Source organism: Pseudomonas sp. GW822-FHT05A08 (assembly GCF_058800485.1).
Window position 1 is genome coordinate 5987103 of the sequence record NZ_CM179511.1, and the last position, 14785, is coordinate 6001887.

11 protein-coding genes and 1 pseudogene are annotated in these 14785 nt (G+C 65.5%); 2 read left to right on the top strand and 10 right to left on the bottom strand.

Annotation, left to right across the window (positions count from 1 at the left end; translation table 11 throughout):
• Positions 1-100 precede the first annotated feature (100 nt).
• From AC3RCP_RS27035 to AC3RCP_RS27055, 5 genes are all read right to left on the bottom strand, one after another.
• Entirely contained in the window at positions 101-559 is a 459-nt protein-coding gene (locus tag AC3RCP_RS27035; protein WP_101339118.1) for an REP-associated tyrosine transposase, read from the bottom strand.
• A 403-nt stretch (positions 560-962) separates the two neighbouring features.
• On the bottom strand, positions 963-4127 hold the full coding sequence (locus tag AC3RCP_RS27040) for an efflux RND transporter permease subunit (protein ID WP_492570697.1): 3165 nt from the start codon (positions 4125-4127) through the stop codon (positions 963-965).
• A 35-nt stretch (positions 4128-4162) separates the two neighbouring features.
• On the bottom strand, positions 4163-5395 hold the full coding sequence (locus AC3RCP_RS27045) for an efflux RND transporter periplasmic adaptor subunit (protein ID WP_492570696.1): 1233 nt from the start codon (positions 5393-5395) through the stop codon (positions 4163-4165).
• A gap of 51 nt (positions 5396-5446) precedes the next feature.
• On the bottom strand, positions 5447-5605 hold the full coding sequence (locus AC3RCP_RS27050) for a hypothetical protein (RefSeq protein WP_157832274.1): 159 nt from the start codon (positions 5603-5605) through the stop codon (positions 5447-5449).
• Positions 5602-6867, bottom strand: a complete 1266-nt coding sequence (locus AC3RCP_RS27055; RefSeq protein ID WP_101339121.1) for a TolC family protein — start codon at positions 6865-6867, stop codon at positions 5602-5604. Before AC3RCP_RS27055 ends, AC3RCP_RS27050 begins: the two co-directional genes overlap by 4 nt.
• A 432-nt stretch (positions 6868-7299) precedes the next feature.
• On the opposite strand from AC3RCP_RS27055, the gene AC3RCP_RS27060 reads away from it, so the two are divergent.
• On the top strand, positions 7300-7974 hold the full coding sequence (locus AC3RCP_RS27060; RefSeq protein ID WP_007930804.1) for a heavy metal response regulator transcription factor: 675 nt from the start codon (positions 7300-7302) through the stop codon (positions 7972-7974).
• A gap of 1012 nt (positions 7975-8986) precedes the next feature.
• Here AC3RCP_RS27060 and AC3RCP_RS27065 read toward each other — a convergent pair.
• The 4 genes and pseudogenes from AC3RCP_RS27065 to AC3RCP_RS27080 form a co-directional block, all read right to left on the bottom strand.
• Positions 8987-9658 (bottom strand): annotated as a pseudogene (locus AC3RCP_RS27065) (cation diffusion facilitator family transporter); the annotation flags it as partial.
• Between the two features lie 117 nt (positions 9659-9775).
• A complete protein-coding gene (gene pseH / locus AC3RCP_RS27070) occupies positions 9776-10324 on the bottom strand; it encodes a UDP-4-amino-4,6-dideoxy-N-acetyl-beta-L-altrosamine N-acetyltransferase (protein WP_101339123.1) in 549 nt (182 codons plus the stop codon).
• A 62-nt stretch (positions 10325-10386) separates the two neighbouring features.
• Complete coding sequence (locus AC3RCP_RS27075) at positions 10387-10908, bottom strand: hypothetical protein (RefSeq protein WP_492570695.1); 522 nt, start codon at positions 10906-10908, stop codon at positions 10387-10389.
• A gap of 196 nt (positions 10909-11104) precedes the next feature.
• Positions 11105-12427, bottom strand: a complete 1323-nt coding sequence (locus tag AC3RCP_RS27080; protein ID WP_007930155.1) for an MFS transporter — start codon at positions 12425-12427, stop codon at positions 11105-11107.
• Between the two features lie 170 nt (positions 12428-12597).
• Here AC3RCP_RS27080 and panB point away from each other — a divergent pair, with 170 nt between their 5' ends.
• Positions 12598-13413 (top strand): 3-methyl-2-oxobutanoate hydroxymethyltransferase, encoded by an 816-nt coding sequence (gene panB, locus AC3RCP_RS27085; RefSeq protein WP_101339125.1) that lies wholly within the window; start codon positions 12598-12600, stop codon positions 13411-13413.
• Here panB and AC3RCP_RS27090 read toward each other — a convergent pair.
• Entirely contained in the window at positions 13401-14783 is a 1383-nt protein-coding gene (locus AC3RCP_RS27090) for an aminotransferase-like domain-containing protein (protein ID WP_101339126.1), read from the bottom strand. The genes panB and AC3RCP_RS27090 overlap by 13 nt on opposite strands.
• Between the last annotated feature and the right edge of the window lie 2 nt (positions 14784-14785).

The following is a 14785-nucleotide window of genomic DNA, read 5'->3' on the forward strand; positions in this document are numbered from 1 at the left end:
CTGCCGAGCCCGCGAGGCTGCGATCGACTGCGAAGCAGGCGCCGCTTCTGAAATCGCAGGAGGTCCTGCGGACCTTTCGCAGCCTTCGGCAGCGGCTACATCAAAGCCAGATGGCGTCCCAGAGGGGATAGTCGCCGGGACGTTGAACGAGCCCTGCTCGCACCGGATTGAGAATGATGTAGCGGGCGATGGCCTTCAGGTCCTCTTCCTTGCGCAGGGCGCGGTCGTGATAGCCCTTTTGCCAGAGACGGCCCTGACAGCCGAAGTGTTGATTGATCTGCAGGCTGCTTCTGGATTTGAAACGGCACATCACCTTTCCCAAAGATCTGTCTCGCAGTTCAAATAGCCAGTGAAGATGGTCAGGCATGACAACCCAAGCCAGTGAACGTACATGATCGGCTTCGTCGACTTGCTTGAGCTGATCAACCACCAGGCGGCCAACACGAAAGTCGCGAAACAAGGGGCGCCGTTGCTGGGTCACGACGGTAATCGAATAGATACGGCCGGCTTCCGATACCCGTCCTTTGAGTAGGCGGTAGCCATTGGAGTGGACAAGCATTCCTTTGCTCTCCATACAGGTCATTTACCTCAACCTAGCTGCTCATGCTTTCGCATGCGGGAGCACTCTTTCAGCAGATGTTTCCAGATCCCTGTAGCCGCTGCCGAGCTCGCGAGGCTGCGATCGACTGCGAAGCAGGCGCCGCTTCTGAAATCGCAAGAGGTCCTGCGGACCTATCGCAGCCTGCGGCAGCGGCTACACATCGGCCTGTAGCCGCTGCCGAGCCCGCGAGGCTGCGATCGACCGCAAAGCGGGCGCAGCTCTTGAAATCGCAAGAGGTCCTGCGACCAGCGTGGCCCGGACCATCGCAGCCTGCGGCAGCGGCTACAGGCGGGTGCTCTCGGGATAAACAAAACCCCGCCTGCGCATGACGCAGGCGGGGTTGGTTGACGCCAGTCGCGGGTCAGTCGTTTAGCAGGTCCTGCAGTTCCTGCTCTTCTTCCTTGCGGTGCGCCCAGTGGTACAGCGCCGGCAGCACCAGCAGGGTCAGGGCGGTGGAGGAGATGATGCCGCCGATGACCACGGTGGCCAGCGGCCGTTGCACTTCAGCACCGGTGCCGGTGGCCAGGGCCATGGGGATGAACCCCAGCGACGCCACCAGCGCGGTCATCAGCACCGGGCGCAGGCGGGTCAGTGCGCCTTCGTTGACCGCCGCGGCGAGCATCCGCCCTTCTTCGCGCAGGTTGCGGATAAAGGCGATCATCACCAGGCCGTTGAGCACCGCCACCCCCGACAGCGCGATGAAGCCCACCCCCGCCGAGATCGACAGCGGGATGTCGCGCAGCCACAGGGCCATGATCCCGCCGGTCAGGGCGAAGGGAATCCCGGTGAACACCAGCAGCCCATCCTTGAGGTTGTTGAACATCATGAACAGCAGGCCGAACACCAGCAGCAGCGCCACCGGCACCACGATCTCCAGGCGCTTGGAGGCTTCCTGCAACTGTTCGAACTGGCCGCCCCAGGTGATCCAGTAGCCGGTCGGGATCTGTACCTGATCGCCAATCGCCCGGGTCGCCTCTTCGACGAAGGAACCCATGTCGCGCCCGCGCACGTTGGCGCTGACGATCACCAGGCGCTTGCCGTTCTCGCGGCTGACCTGCGCCGGGCCGAGCACCAGGTCGACGCTGGCGACTTCCGAGAGGGCGATGAAACCCAGTTGCCCGTTGACGCTGCCCGCGGCCGCCGCCACCGGAATCAGCAGGCGCGACAGCCCGTCGATGTCGGTGCGCAGGCTGTCGGACATGCGCACCAGCATGTCGAAGCGCCGGTCGCCCTCATACAGAATGCCCGCCTTGCGCCCGCCCACGGCAATCGCCACGGCGTCCTGCACATCGCCGACGTTGAGGCCGAAACGCGCGGCCTTGTCGCGGTCGACATTCACCGTCAGCACCGGCAGGCCGGTGGTCTGCTGCACCTTCACTTCGGCGGCGCCGTCGATCTTCTGCAAGGTCTGCGAAATCTCTTCGGCGGTCTTGTTCAGCACCTCCATGTCATCGCCGAAGACCTTCACCGCGACATCGCTGCGCACCCCGGAAATCAGTTCGTTGAAACGCAGCTGGATCGGTTGCGACAGCTCGTAGACGTTGCCCGGCAGGCTGTTGCTGACCCGTTCGATGTCGGCAATGATCGCCTCGCGCGACTTGCCCGGGTCCGGCCATTGCGCCTTGGGCTTGAGCATCAGGTAGGCATCGGAAATGTTCGGCGGCATCACGTCCGAAGCGATCTCGGCGGTGCCGGTACGGGCGAACACGCGCTCGATTTCCGGGATCTGCGCCAGCAGGGTTTTCTCCAGGGTCTTCTGCATTTCCACCGACTGAGTGAGGCTGGCGTCGGGCACACGCATCGCCTGCTGGGCGAAGTCGCCTTCGCTGAGGCTGGGGATGAATTCACTGCCCATGCGACTGGCCACCAGGCCCGAGACCAGCACGCTGAGAACGGCCAGGGCAAAGGCCAGGGAACGGTGGCTCATCACCCAGCGCAGCACCGGTTCGTAACCCCGGCGGGCGCCGCGCATGACGAAGTTTTCTTCCTCCTTGACCTTGCCGGTGACGAACAGCGCGATCGCCGCCGGGACGAACGTCACCGAGAGGATCATCGCCCCCAGAAGGGCTATCACCACGGTGAAGGCCATCGGGTGGAACATCTTCCCGGCCACCCCGGACAGGGCAAAGATCGGCAGGTACACCACCATGATGATCAGCTGCCCGTAGATCAGCGCCCGGCGCGCTTCCTTGGCCGCGGCGAAGACTTCGTGCAGACGCTCGGAGCGAGTGAGCATGCGCCCGTGATGCTGCTGGGCATGGGCCAGGCGGCGGATGGCGTTCTCGACGATGACCACCGCGCCGTCGACGATGATGCCGAAGTCCAGCGCGCCGAGGCTCATCAGGTTGGCGCTGACCTTGTTGGTGAACATGCCGGTGAAGGTGAACAGCATGGCCAGCGGGATCACCATGGCGGTGATCAGCGCGGCGCGGATATTGCCCAGGAACAGGAACAGAATGGCGATGACCAGCAGCGCGCCTTCGATGAGGTTTTTCTTCACCGTGGCCACGGCCTTGTCCACCAGGTTGGTGCGGTCATACACGGTGACCGCCGTCACCCCCTTGGGCAGCGAGCGATTGATCTCGGCGAGTTTTTCCGCCACCACCCGGGACACCGTGCGACTGTTTTCCCCCACCAGCATGAACACCGTGCCGAGCACCACTTCGCGGCCGTTCTCGGTGGCCGCGCCGGTGCGCAGCTCGCGGCCGATGTCCACGGTGGCCACGTTGCTGACGCGGATCGGCGTGCCGTCCACGGTGTTGATCACGATGTTGGCGATGTCCTCGATGGACTTCACCTGCCCCGGCGCGCGGATCAGCAACTGCTGGCCGTTGCGCTCGATGTAACCGGCGCCGACGTTGGCGTTGTTGCGCTCCAGGGCGGTCATCAGGTCGCTCAGGGTCAGGTTGTAGGCCGCCAGGCGCCTGGGGTCCGGGGCGATCTGATAGAGCTTGGCGAAACCGCCGATGGTGTTGATCTCGGCCACCCCCGGCACGTTGCGCAGTTGCGGGGCGATGACCCAGTCCTGGATCACCCGCAGGTCGGTCGGCGTATAGGCCGTGCCGTCCTCCTTGAGCGCACCCGGCTCGGCTTCCACCGTCCAGAAGAAGATCTCGCCGAGGCCGGTGGAGATCGGCCCCATGCTCGCCTCCACGCCTTCGGGCAGCTGTTCGCGGGCCACCTGCAGGCGCTCGTTGACCAGTTGCCGGGCGAAGTACAGGTCGGTGCCTTCCTTGAAGATCACCGTCACCTGGGACAGGCCCGAGCGCGAGGTCGAGCGGGTCTGCTCCAGGCCCGGCAGGCCGGCCATGGCCACTTCCACCGGGTAGGTGATGCGCTGCTCGGTCTCCAGCGGCGAGTAGCCGGGCATGCTGGCGTTGACCTGGACCTGGACGTTGGTGATGTCCGGCACCGCGTCGATCGGTAGTTTCTGGTAGCTGCCGACGCCCACGGCGGCCATCAGCAGCACCGCCAGCAGCACGATGATGCGCTGCTCGATGGCGAATTGAATGATGCGTTCAAACATGGGAAGTCACTCTCCAGGGAAACACTCAGTGCGGATCAATGGCCGTGCTCGGCCGAGCCCTTGCCCAGTTCGGACTTGAGGATGAAGCTGCCGGTGGTCGCCACCTGCGCCCCGGCGCGCAAGCCTTCGCGGATCTCAACGAAGCCGCCTTCGCTGCCGCCCAGCACCACGGGGGTGGCCTGGAAACCGTCGGCGACGCGCACGAACACCGCAGGCTTGTCTTCCACGCTCTGGATCGCGCTCTGCGGCACGGTTACCCCGGCCTGGTAGGTGTCGGTCGCCACCTGCACCGAGACGAACAGCCCCGGCCGCCAGACATCGTCCGGGTTGGGTACGGTGACCCGCACCGTGGCGGTCCGAGTCTGCTCGCCCAGCAAGCTGCCGACATAGGCCACCGTGCCCTGCACCTGGGTGCCCAGCTCGGTGGATTGCACCCGGACCGGCTTGCCGACCCGGACCTTGTTCAGGTCCTTGGGAAACACGCCGAAGGTGACCCAGACCCGGGACAGGTCGGACAGGGTGAAGGCGGCGCTGGTCTCACCCACCACCTCGCCGACGCTCAGGTGTTTTTCCACCACCACGCCGTCGAACGGCGCACGCATCTCATAGCGGTTGCCGCCCGCCAGCACCGCGCTGCCACTCAGGGCATTCATCTTTTGCCGGGCGTTGTTCAGGGCGATTTCGGCTTCCTGCTGGGTCTGGCGCGCCAACAGGTAATCCTGCTCGGCGGAGATCTGGTCGACCCACAACTGGCGCTCGCGCTGGAAGGTGGTGCGCGCCAGCTCGACCCGGCGCTCGGCGGCGGCCAGTTCGCTGCGCTGGTCGGAGATCTGCTGGCTGGCGATCACCGCCAGCAGCTCGCCCTTCTTCACCGTCTGGCCGAGATTGACCGCCACCGACTCCACCACTCCGGCCGCGCGCGGCACGATGTGCGAGGTGCGGTCCTCGTCGAAGCGGATCTCCCCCGGCAGCGTCAGCAAGCTGCTGAGATTGCGCGGTGCGGCCTCGGCCAGCTGGATGTCCGCGGCCTTGATCTGCTCGGCACTGAGCTCGACCTTGCCCTCTTCCTCGGCATGCCCCTCAGCTTCCGCTTGCCCCTCTTCGCCTTCCCGATGCGCCTCGCCGTCCTGGTGCGTGTCCGCCTTGGCCGCGGGTTTCGCCTGCGCGGCCACCGGCGCCGCCTGGAACAGCTCCTGCCACATCAACCCGGCCACGCCGAGCGCGATCGCCACGGCCAACGCCAAGGCTGTGCTTCGTTTCTTGTCCATGCATGCTCCTGAAAAAATCGACTCGACGCGCCAACCGGCAACAGCGACGCGTCATGAGGTCTGTGGAAAAAAGAAATCGCCGAGCGCCCGATGCAGCTCATGCAGGCACCAATGGGACGCGCCCTCCTCGACCCGGCTCGGCAGCGGGACGCTGCAATCGGTGACCAGCAGCGCGCCCAGGCACAACAGGACGAACAACGCGGTTCTCACAGTGTGCGATCGGGGCCGACGAGATCGCCGTAGATGCGCTCGATGCGCACCCAGGCGTCGGTGGACTGGGCCACGGCGGCGATGTACTGGGTGCGGGCGCTGATCAGCGTGCGCTGGGCGTCGAGCACCTCGATGAAGTTGAACTTGCCCATCTCGAAGCCACGGGTCGCGGTGTCCACGGCGTTTTGCGCGGCCGGCAGGATCACCTGGTTGAACGACTGCACTTCGTTGCTGGCGGTGCTCCACTGATCCAGGGCCTGACGGGTTTCAGTGCGCAGGCGCAGCTCCGCGGCGTTGCGCAGATCCCGGGCCTGATCGGCACGGCGCGCCGCCGACAGGACGTTGCCCTGGTTGCGGTTGAACAGCGGAATCGGCATCGACACCCCGACCAGGTTGACCCGCTCGCGCACGCTGGCGTCGTACTGGCTGCCCACGCTGATATCGAGGTCGGGAATGCGCTGGGCCTTTTCCAGCCCCAGGGAGGCTTCGCGCTGCACCACCTGCATTTCGGCCAGGCGCAGTTCAGTGGTCTGTTGCAAGCGCGCCAGCAATTGCGCCGAAGGCGGCAGCGACGGCAGCCCGCTGGCCGGCTCCGCGACGGCGCTGAAGTCGGTGGTGGCGGCCCCGGTCACGGTCGCCAGCTGGCGATAGGCGTTGGCCCGATCCATCTCGGCGCGGCTCAGCTCCAGGCGCACTTCCGAGAGCTGGACCTGGGCGCGGGTGGCCTCCACGGGCGAGGCCTTGCCAGCGCTGACCCGGCCCTTGGCCACCGTCAGCCCGCGCTCGGCCAGGGCCAGGGAGCGGCCGGCCAGATCGCTGCGCTCCTGGGCACGCAAGGCGCCGTAGAAGGCGGCGATCACATCGGCGCGCAGCTGGTTGCGCTGGCGTTCCAGCTCCAGCGCCGCGGCGTCCTGGGCACGGCTGGCGACATCGATGCGCGCGCCGCGCTTGCCGCCCAGTTCCAGGGTCTGGCTGAGCTTGACGGTGGTGGTGCGCGAGCTGCGGCGGGTGTCTTCGGCGTCCCAGGACAACACCGGATTGGGGATCAACCCGGCCTGCTGGCGGCCACCCTGGGCGATGTCGATTTCCCAGCGCGCCGCCGCCAGTTCGGGGTTGTTGGCAAAGGCACTGGCCAGGGCGTTGTCGAGGCTCAGCACCCGACTCTCGGCCGCCGCGGCGTCCTGCAGCGCGGCACTGGCCAACAACAGGACGCCGGACAATGCCCCGACTATCCAGGCAAGTTTTTTAATGAAGGTTGGCATAACGCGTTCTGGCCCCTTACCGATACAGAGTGACGGCGGAGGCTCTGCGGTGCGAGGAAGTTGAACCGGCACGACGCATCCACACTCCACCCATAAAACAACTAACAGGTGAGTATTTAGTGCCGGCCAAATGTAGCCTTCGGTACTTATCGACAGGGTGGCGCAAAGATTACAAATCCGTTAGCAAACGCTCTGCCACGGGCTTATGCATTAACATCCCGGCCATCGACCCGAGAGCAAGCTCAATAAATCCACAACTTGAAATATAGAGAAACAACTTCTCCCCGCACGACACTTCGAAGCTTTTAAATTCAGAGCCTTTAAATTAATAACCTTGAAATCCGCAACTTTGAAAGTTGAATCATCCAGCCCGTTACTTCCAACGAAGTTATTGGACTGCCCCACTGCATTAAACACCGAGGCTAATTCAGCATGCGCATTCTGGTGATCGAGGATGAACCGAAAACCGCCGACTACTTGCATCAGGGATTGAGCGAAAGCGGCTACGTCGTCGATTGCGCCAATAACGGCGCCGACGGCCTGCACCTGACCCGCCAGCACGCCTACGACCTGGTGATTCTCGACGTCAATCTGCCGGAGCTGGACGGTTGGGGGGTGCTGCAGCGCATTCGCCAGAACAGCAATACGCGGATCATGATGCTCACCGCCCAGGGGCGGCTGGTGGACCGGATCAAGGGCCTGGACCTGGGCGCCGACGATTACCTGGTCAAGCCGTTCGAATTCCCCGAGCTGCTGGCGCGGGTGCGCAGCCTGCTGCGGCGCAGCGAGCAGTCGCCGACCCCCGACGTGCTGCGGGTGGCCGACCTGGAGCTGGACCAGGGCCGCCACCGGGCGTTTCGCGGCAAACAGCGCATCGACCTGACCACCAAGGAGTTCGCCCTGCTGCACCTGCTGATGCGCCAGAGCGGCGTGGTGCTGTCGCGGACCCAGATCATCTCGTTCGTGTGGGACATGAACTTCGATTGCGACACCAATGTGGTGGAAGTCTCGATCCGCCGCCTGCGGGCCAAGATCGACGACCCGTTCGAGAGCAAACTGATCCACACCCTGCGCGGCGTCGGCTACGTGCTCGAAGAGCGCGACTGAAACCCTGTAGCCGCTGCCGAAGGCTGCGATAGGTCCGCAGGACCTCCGGCGCCCCACAGAGCGGCGCCCGCTTCGCGGTCGATCGCAGCCTCGCAGGCTCGGCAGCGGCTACAGGGTGCAACCCGATAGTTCAGTGCCGCGATCGGTGTAGCCGCTGCCGAAGGCTGCGATAGGTCCGAAGGACCTCCGGCGCGCCCAAGAGCGGCGCCCGCTGCGCGGTCGATCGCAGCCTCGCGGGCTCGGCAGCGGCTACAGGGGCAACCCGATGGTTCGGTACACGCGATCGATGTAGCCGCTGCCGAAGGCTGCGATAGGTCCAAAGGACCTCCAGCGCGCCCAAGAGCGGCGCCCGCTGCGCGGTCGATCGCAGCCTCGCAGGCTCGGCAGCGGCTACAGGGTGCAACCCGATAGTTCAGTGCCGCGATCGGTGTAGCCGCTGCCGCAGGCTGCGATAGGTCCGCAGGACCTCCGGCGCGCCCAAGAGCGACGCCCGCTTCGCGGTCGATCGCAGCCTCGCGGGCTCGGCAGCGGCTACAGGGGCAACCCGATGGTTCGGTACACGCGATCGATGTAGCCGCTGCCGAAGGCTGCGATAGGTCCAAAGGACCTCCAGCGCGCCCAAGAGCGACGCCCGCTTCGCGGTCGATCGCAGCCTCGCGGGCTCGGCAGCGGCTACAGGGGCAACCCGATGGTTCGGTACACGCGATCGATGTAGCCGCTGCCGAAGGCTGCGATAGGTCCAAAGGACCTCCGGCGCCCCACAGAGCGGCGCCCGCTTCGCGGTCGATCGCAGCCTCGCAGGCTCGGCAGCGGCTACAGGGTGCAACCCGATAGTTCAGTGCCGCGATCGGTGTAGCCGCTGCCGAAGGCTGCGATAGGTCCAAAGGACCTCCAGCGCGCCCAAGAGCGGCGCCCGCTGCGCGGTCGATCGCAGCCTCGCGGGCTCGGCAGCGGCTACAGGGGCTGCAGGTGATTAATGTACGTGCTCTTCGTGCCCCTGTTCGTGAAAGCCGGCCTGTTCGACCTGATCGATATCGATGCCGTCCGGCACGCCTTGCAGCAACACGTTCATGCTCTCCCTGAGCAATGTCCAGGTGCGCGGCAGCACCCAGAAACCGATGGCCGCCGCCACCAGCGAATCGACCCAGCCCCAGCCGGTGTACATGATCACCAAGGCCGCGACGATCACGCCGATGGAGCCGAGCATGTCGCTCCACACCTCCAGGTAGGCGCCCTTGACGTTGAGGCTTTCGGCGCTCGCCGAGGCCAGCAGGCGCATGGAAATCAGGTTGACGACCAGCCCCAGCACCGCAATCACCAGCATGCCCGTGGACTGGATTTCCGCTGGCGCGGACAGGCGCTGCCAGGCCTCGAACAGGATGTAGAAGGCGACCACGAACAACAGGAGGGCGTTGAACGCCGCGGCGAGAATCTCGAAGCGCGCATAACCGAAGGTGCGCTTGCGATCGGCCGCGCGCTTGCCGACCTGGATCGCCACCAGGGAGATCGCCAGTGCCAGCGCGTCGGTCATCATATGGGCGGCATCGGACAGCAGCGCCAGGCTGCCGGTGACAAAGGCGCCGATCACCTCGGCGATCATGAAACTGCCCGTCAGCCCCAGGGCCATCCATAACGTGCGTTCGTGTCCGGCCCGAACCTGTCCGTGACTGTGCCCTGCGCCCATGAAAGCCCCCACCTGTGGAAATCGTCGTGGCTGATGATAGCCGGCCCAGGCAGCCGGCCCCGGCAAAATGACGCAATGGTCATGCTGCTGCCATCTGGCGGTTATGGATGACGGCTTTCAGCGCCCCAGGCGCGCCATCACCGCGAGCATATCCGGGCGCCGGGCGACCCATTCCTCGCGGGTGATGCCGAGCAGCACCACGTCGATGCGCTGGCCGTCCTTCTCGACGTTCTGCCGGCGCACACCCTCGAGGGTGAAACCGAATTTCTGGTGCAGGCGAATCACCGCCTGGTTCAGCGCCAGCACCTCGCAGTTGAGCTTCGCAAGGCCGGCCGCGCCAAAGGCATGGTCGAGCAGCCAGAATTCCAGCTGGCTGCCCAGGCCTTTGCCCTGCAAGCCGCTGTCCAGGTAGAAGGCCCAGTCGGCGCTCTTGTGCAGGGCATTGATCGCGTTCAGCGACACCACGCCGCAGGCGATTCCCTCTTGCAGCACCACGAACACCGACTGCCGCGGATTGCCCACCAGCGAGTCGAGCCAGGCACGGTGCTCGGCCTCGGAAATCTCGTGGGAGGTGTACATGTACTTGCGCACGTCCGGCTGGTTGCGCAGCTCGCGCACACGCGCCTGCACCTGTGCACAAGTCTCGAGTATCGGCACGACCTGCATGCGGGGCTCCTGGTCTGAAACGGATGCCGCACAGCCTAGGGGCAACGGTGCCCGGCGGCAATTCAAAAGATCCCGCTACCCGACGCGGGCTTGCGCCGGCGCAGCACATGCAGGCCCAGGCACACCAGGCTGGTGCCGAACGCTACGATCAACATGCCCTGCGGCGTCTCGCGCTCGCGGCGGCTGTCCAGGCATTCCATGGCGTTGGCGCATTGCGCGATGCACAGCTCCTGGCCATCGAGGGTGCAGCTCAGCACCGCGTCGCGCAGGTGGGTGAAGCTCAGCGTGCGCCCCAGGATCTGGTCATGGCCGACGTTCAGATAGCTGATGCCACGAACCACCTTGAGCCGGGTGTATTCGCCACTGTCCGCGTCCTCTATCAGCATCCCGCCACGGTCGGCATACAGCACCTTGCCGCTGAGGGATTCGACGTTGGCACCGTCCAGCCCATAGTCGACAAGGTTGAAGATCCACAGATGAAGCAGGGTCATGAACAAGCCAATGGCAAAGGACAACCACGCCGCCTGCAGCAGCGGGGGCAGCGTGGAGAAATCACGCAGGGAACGCAGGACGGACCGGATCAAGGCAGCTCCCGAAAACTGGCGCGTGGACCGCGCGTTTTTTTTCGAGAGATTAGCGGGTAAATGGGCCTTGGCTAAGCACAACTTTCAGCGGTATGGGTCGGGCTAAAACGCGGGCTGGCAGCGAAGGCTCTAGCCCGCGTTCCCCGGCGCCTGCAGGCGTTTGCGGGGGCGAATTTTTCTGCTGCGCGAAAGCGCCTCAGGACCCGGCACAGACCCCAGGCGCCCCACTGCCTGCCAGCCTCGGCATGCGCGTACCGAAGTACCCCGCGCTGACCACCCCGACCGCGCCCATCACCGCGCAATAGATCACGCAGATCCACGGGCTCCAGGGCATCAGGCCGATCAGCAGCAAAGGCGTGGTGCTCGCCCACAGCGCGTAGGCGATGTTGTAGGTAAAGGAAATGCCGGAGACGCGAATCCGCGCCGGGAACAAACCGACCATCACCGACGGCACTGCGCCCACCACGCCACAGCCAAGGCCGGCGATGGCGTAGGCCAGGCCGACCCAGGCGCCGCCGCTGATCAGGCAGCCATAAAGCAGGCCGATGCCCAGCGGCAGCAGCAGGCTGTAGAGCATCACCGTGCGCCAGGCGCCGATGCGGTCGACGATCAGCCCGGCCAGCACGCAACCGATATTCAGGAACACGATGCCCAGGCTGCTCAGGGCGAAGGTGTGGCTGGCGCTCATGCCGAAGGTTTTCTGCATCATGGTCGGGGTGATGACCACGAACACCACCACCGCCGAGGTCAACACGCAGGTGAGAATCGCCGCCGGCAACAGGGCCAGGCGATGCTCGCGCAGCACGGTGCGCAACGGCAGTTCGACGGCGCTGTCGCGCTGTTCCTGCATGGCCATGAACACTGGGGTTTCGCTGAGCCAGCGGCGCAGCCAGACGCCGATCACACCGAACACCCCACCGAGCAGGAACGGGTAACGCCAGGCGTGATCGAGGATTTCCGCCGGGGTGAAGAGTTGCGCCAGCAGGGTCGCGGTCAGCGCGCCGATCAGGTAGCCGAAGGTCAGCCCGGCCTGCAGAAAGCCCAGGGCGTAACCGCGATGGCCGGCCGGTGCGTGCTCGGCGACGAACACCCAGGCGCTCGGCACTTCACCACCCACCGCCGCGCCTTGCAGCACCCGCAGCGCCAGCAGCAACAGCGGCGCGAAATAACCGATCTGCGCGTAGGTCGGCATGATGCCGATCAGCAGGCACGGCAGGGCCATCATCAGGATGCTCAGGCTGAACACCTTCTTGCGCCCCAGGCGGTCGGCGAAGTGCGCCATGAGAATGCCGCCCAGTGGCCGCGCCAGGTAGCCGGTGACGAAGATCCCGAAGCTCTGCAACAACCGCAGCCACTCGGGCATTTCCGGCGGGAAGAACAGCTGGCTCAGGGTCAGGGCGAAAAATACGAAGATGATGAAATCGTAGATTTCCAGGGCGCCGCCCAGTGCCGCCAGGCCCAGGGTCTTGTAGTCGGACCGGGAAAACGGCGCCGGCCGCGCGTCAGGGGAAAAGGACATAAAGCCACTCGGTGTTGGGCACAATTCAAGGCGCCCATGGTCTACGCAAACGCCGCGAGGGACAACCGCAACACCCTTCTGGGTCGGTTTTTAGGCTTTTCCTGTGCATTGAATCGCCGCCGCGGACGCCAATAATCGGCGACTTTCCCACCCGCAACAGGAAAGCCGCCATGAGCATCCATACCCGCAGCAAACGCCTGACCGTGCCGCAACTGGTGGCCATGAAAGGCCAGCAGAAGATCGTCTCCCTGACCGCCTACACCAGCCACATGGCGCGGCTGATGGACCCGTTCGTCGATTTCGTGCTGATCGGCGACTCCACGGCCATGGTCGGCTATGGCCGCACCTCGACCCTGGACATGAGCCTGGAAGAGATCATCGGCCACACCCGCGCCGTGGTCGCCAGTACCCGACTGGCCTGCGTGATCGCCGACATGCCGTTCGGCAGTTACCAGGAATCGCCGCAACAGGCCTACCGCAATTGCGCCGAGGTGCTAGCGCGCACCGGCTGTGACGCGCTCAAGCTCGAAGGCGGGCTGGCCCTGGCGCCGACCGTGGAGTTCCTGGTGCAACGCGGGATTCCGGTTATGGCCCATATCGGCCTGATGCCCCAGTACGTGAACGTCATGGGTGGCTTCAAGGCCCAGGGCCTGAACGACGCCACGGCCCAGGCCATCGAAGCCGACGCCCGTGCCCATCTCGAAGCCGGGGCGTTCAGCCTGCTGCTGGAAGGGGTGGCGGAAAACCTCGCGCGGCGTATCAGCGACTTTTCGGCGATGCCAACCATCGGCATCGGCGCCTCCCCCGCCTGCGACGGCCAGGTGCTGGTGACCGAGGACCTGCTGGGCCTGGGCGGGCCCCAGGTGCCGCGCTTCGTCAAACAGTACGCCGATGTCGGGGCGCTGATCAGCCAGGCCTGCGAGCGGTTCGCCGCCGAGGTGCGCGATGGCCGCTTCCCCGAGGTGCGGCACTGCTACGGCGTCTGATCGATGGCCCGGGCCAGGCGTTGCACGGCGCCGGCGATGTCCTGGCGCCAGTCGAGGGTGAAGCTCAGGCGCAGGTGATGGCGCCACAGGCCTTGCTGGCTGAACATCTGCCCCGGGGCGATGACGATGCCCTGCCCCAGCAATTGCTCATAGACCTGAAGCATCTCCACCGGGCGCGTGGCCTCGGCCCAGAGGGTCGCGCCGCCGGCCGGGGTAACCACCCGCAACTGCTCGGCGGCGTGTTCGGCCAGCAGCGCCTGCAGCTGGCCCATGCGTTCACGCAGCAGGCCGCGCAACTGAACCAGGTGCTGATCGACCCGGCCGCTGCCCAGCAGTTTGGCCACGGCCTTCTGGCGGATCGGTGACAGGCGGAACGCGCGCTCGAGAAAGTGCCGCTGCAAGCGAGCGCCCTGGCCACGGCACAGCACATAGCTGAAGGGCGCCTCGGAACCGATGACTTTGTCGAAGGTGGAAAACACCAGCAGCCGCTCGGGATCGGCGTAATCGCGATACCGCGCCGGCGCCGGTGTAAAGCAGAACTCGCCATAGCTGTCATTTTCCAACAGCCAGATACCGTGCTCCCCCAGCCAGCGGCACAGCTGCCGTTTGTCCGCCGCGGGCATCAGGCTGCCGTGGGGCGCGCTCAGGGTCGAAGACAGCAGCGCCAGGCGCACCGGTTCGCGTTGCAGCACCTCATGCAGGCGCTGGCGATCGAAGCGTCCTGCGGCGTCCAGCGGCAGCTCGATCACGCGGATCTTCGCCGCCTGCAATTGCCGCAGGATCGCCCAGGAACAAGGCGACTCCACCAGGGCGACGCTGCCGTTCAGCTCCAGGGCATCCAGCGACAATGCCAGCACCGCGCGCAAATCCGTGCCGAGAAACACCTGCTCGGCCTGCCAGTAATCCGTGGTCGAGCGGGTGTAGCGCTCGGCCAGCGCCGTGCGCAGCTCCGCCTCGCCAAACGGCTGGTACAGCGGTGCCTGAGAGCGTGGGTACTGGCGTACCAGCTCGCGCTCGGCGCTCAACAGGGGATTGTCCAGCGACAGCAGCATCGCCGGGGCGTCGCTGCACAGCGCCAGCATTCCGGGCTGGCGGGCGTAGGCATAGACCCTGTCCAGCAACTCCGTATCCGGCGCCAGCCCTGGCGCCGGCACGGGGCGGCTGAAGTAACCCTGCTTGGGCCGGGCATAGATCCGCCCTTCATCCTCGAGCAAGCCGTAGGCGTACTTGGTGGTGGAAACCGAGACCTTGAGGCGCTGGGCCAGGGCGCGCAATGACGGCAGGCGCTGCTCGGCCGCGCTGGCGCCGTCCAGCCACTCCACCAGGTAGCGGTAGACCGCCTGATAGGCGAAAGGCGTTTCGCGGCTCACCG

Coding starts and splice junctions, on each gene's coding strand:
- AC3RCP_RS27035 (WP_101339118.1), bottom strand. CDS start 559: ATGCTTGTCCACTCCAATGGCTACCGCCTACTCAAAGGACGGGTATCG.
- AC3RCP_RS27040 (WP_492570697.1), bottom strand. CDS start 4,127: ATGTTTGAACGCATCATTCAATTCGCCATCGAGCAGCGCATCATCGTG.
- AC3RCP_RS27045 (WP_492570696.1), bottom strand. CDS start 5,395: ATGGACAAGAAACGAAGCACAGCCTTGGCGTTGGCCGTGGCGATCGCG.
- AC3RCP_RS27055 (WP_101339121.1), bottom strand. CDS start 6,867: ATGCCAACCTTCATTAAAAAACTTGCCTGGATAGTCGGGGCATTGTCC.
- AC3RCP_RS27060 (WP_007930804.1), top strand. CDS start 7,300: ATGCGCATTCTGGTGATCGAGGATGAACCGAAAACCGCCGACTACTTG.
- pseH (WP_101339123.1), bottom strand. CDS start 10,324: ATGCAGGTCGTGCCGATACTCGAGACTTGTGCACAGGTGCAGGCGCGT.
- AC3RCP_RS27080 (WP_007930155.1), bottom strand. CDS start 12,427: ATGTCCTTTTCCCCTGACGCGCGGCCGGCGCCGTTTTCCCGGTCCGAC.
- panB (WP_101339125.1), top strand. CDS start 12,598: ATGAGCATCCATACCCGCAGCAAACGCCTGACCGTGCCGCAACTGGTG.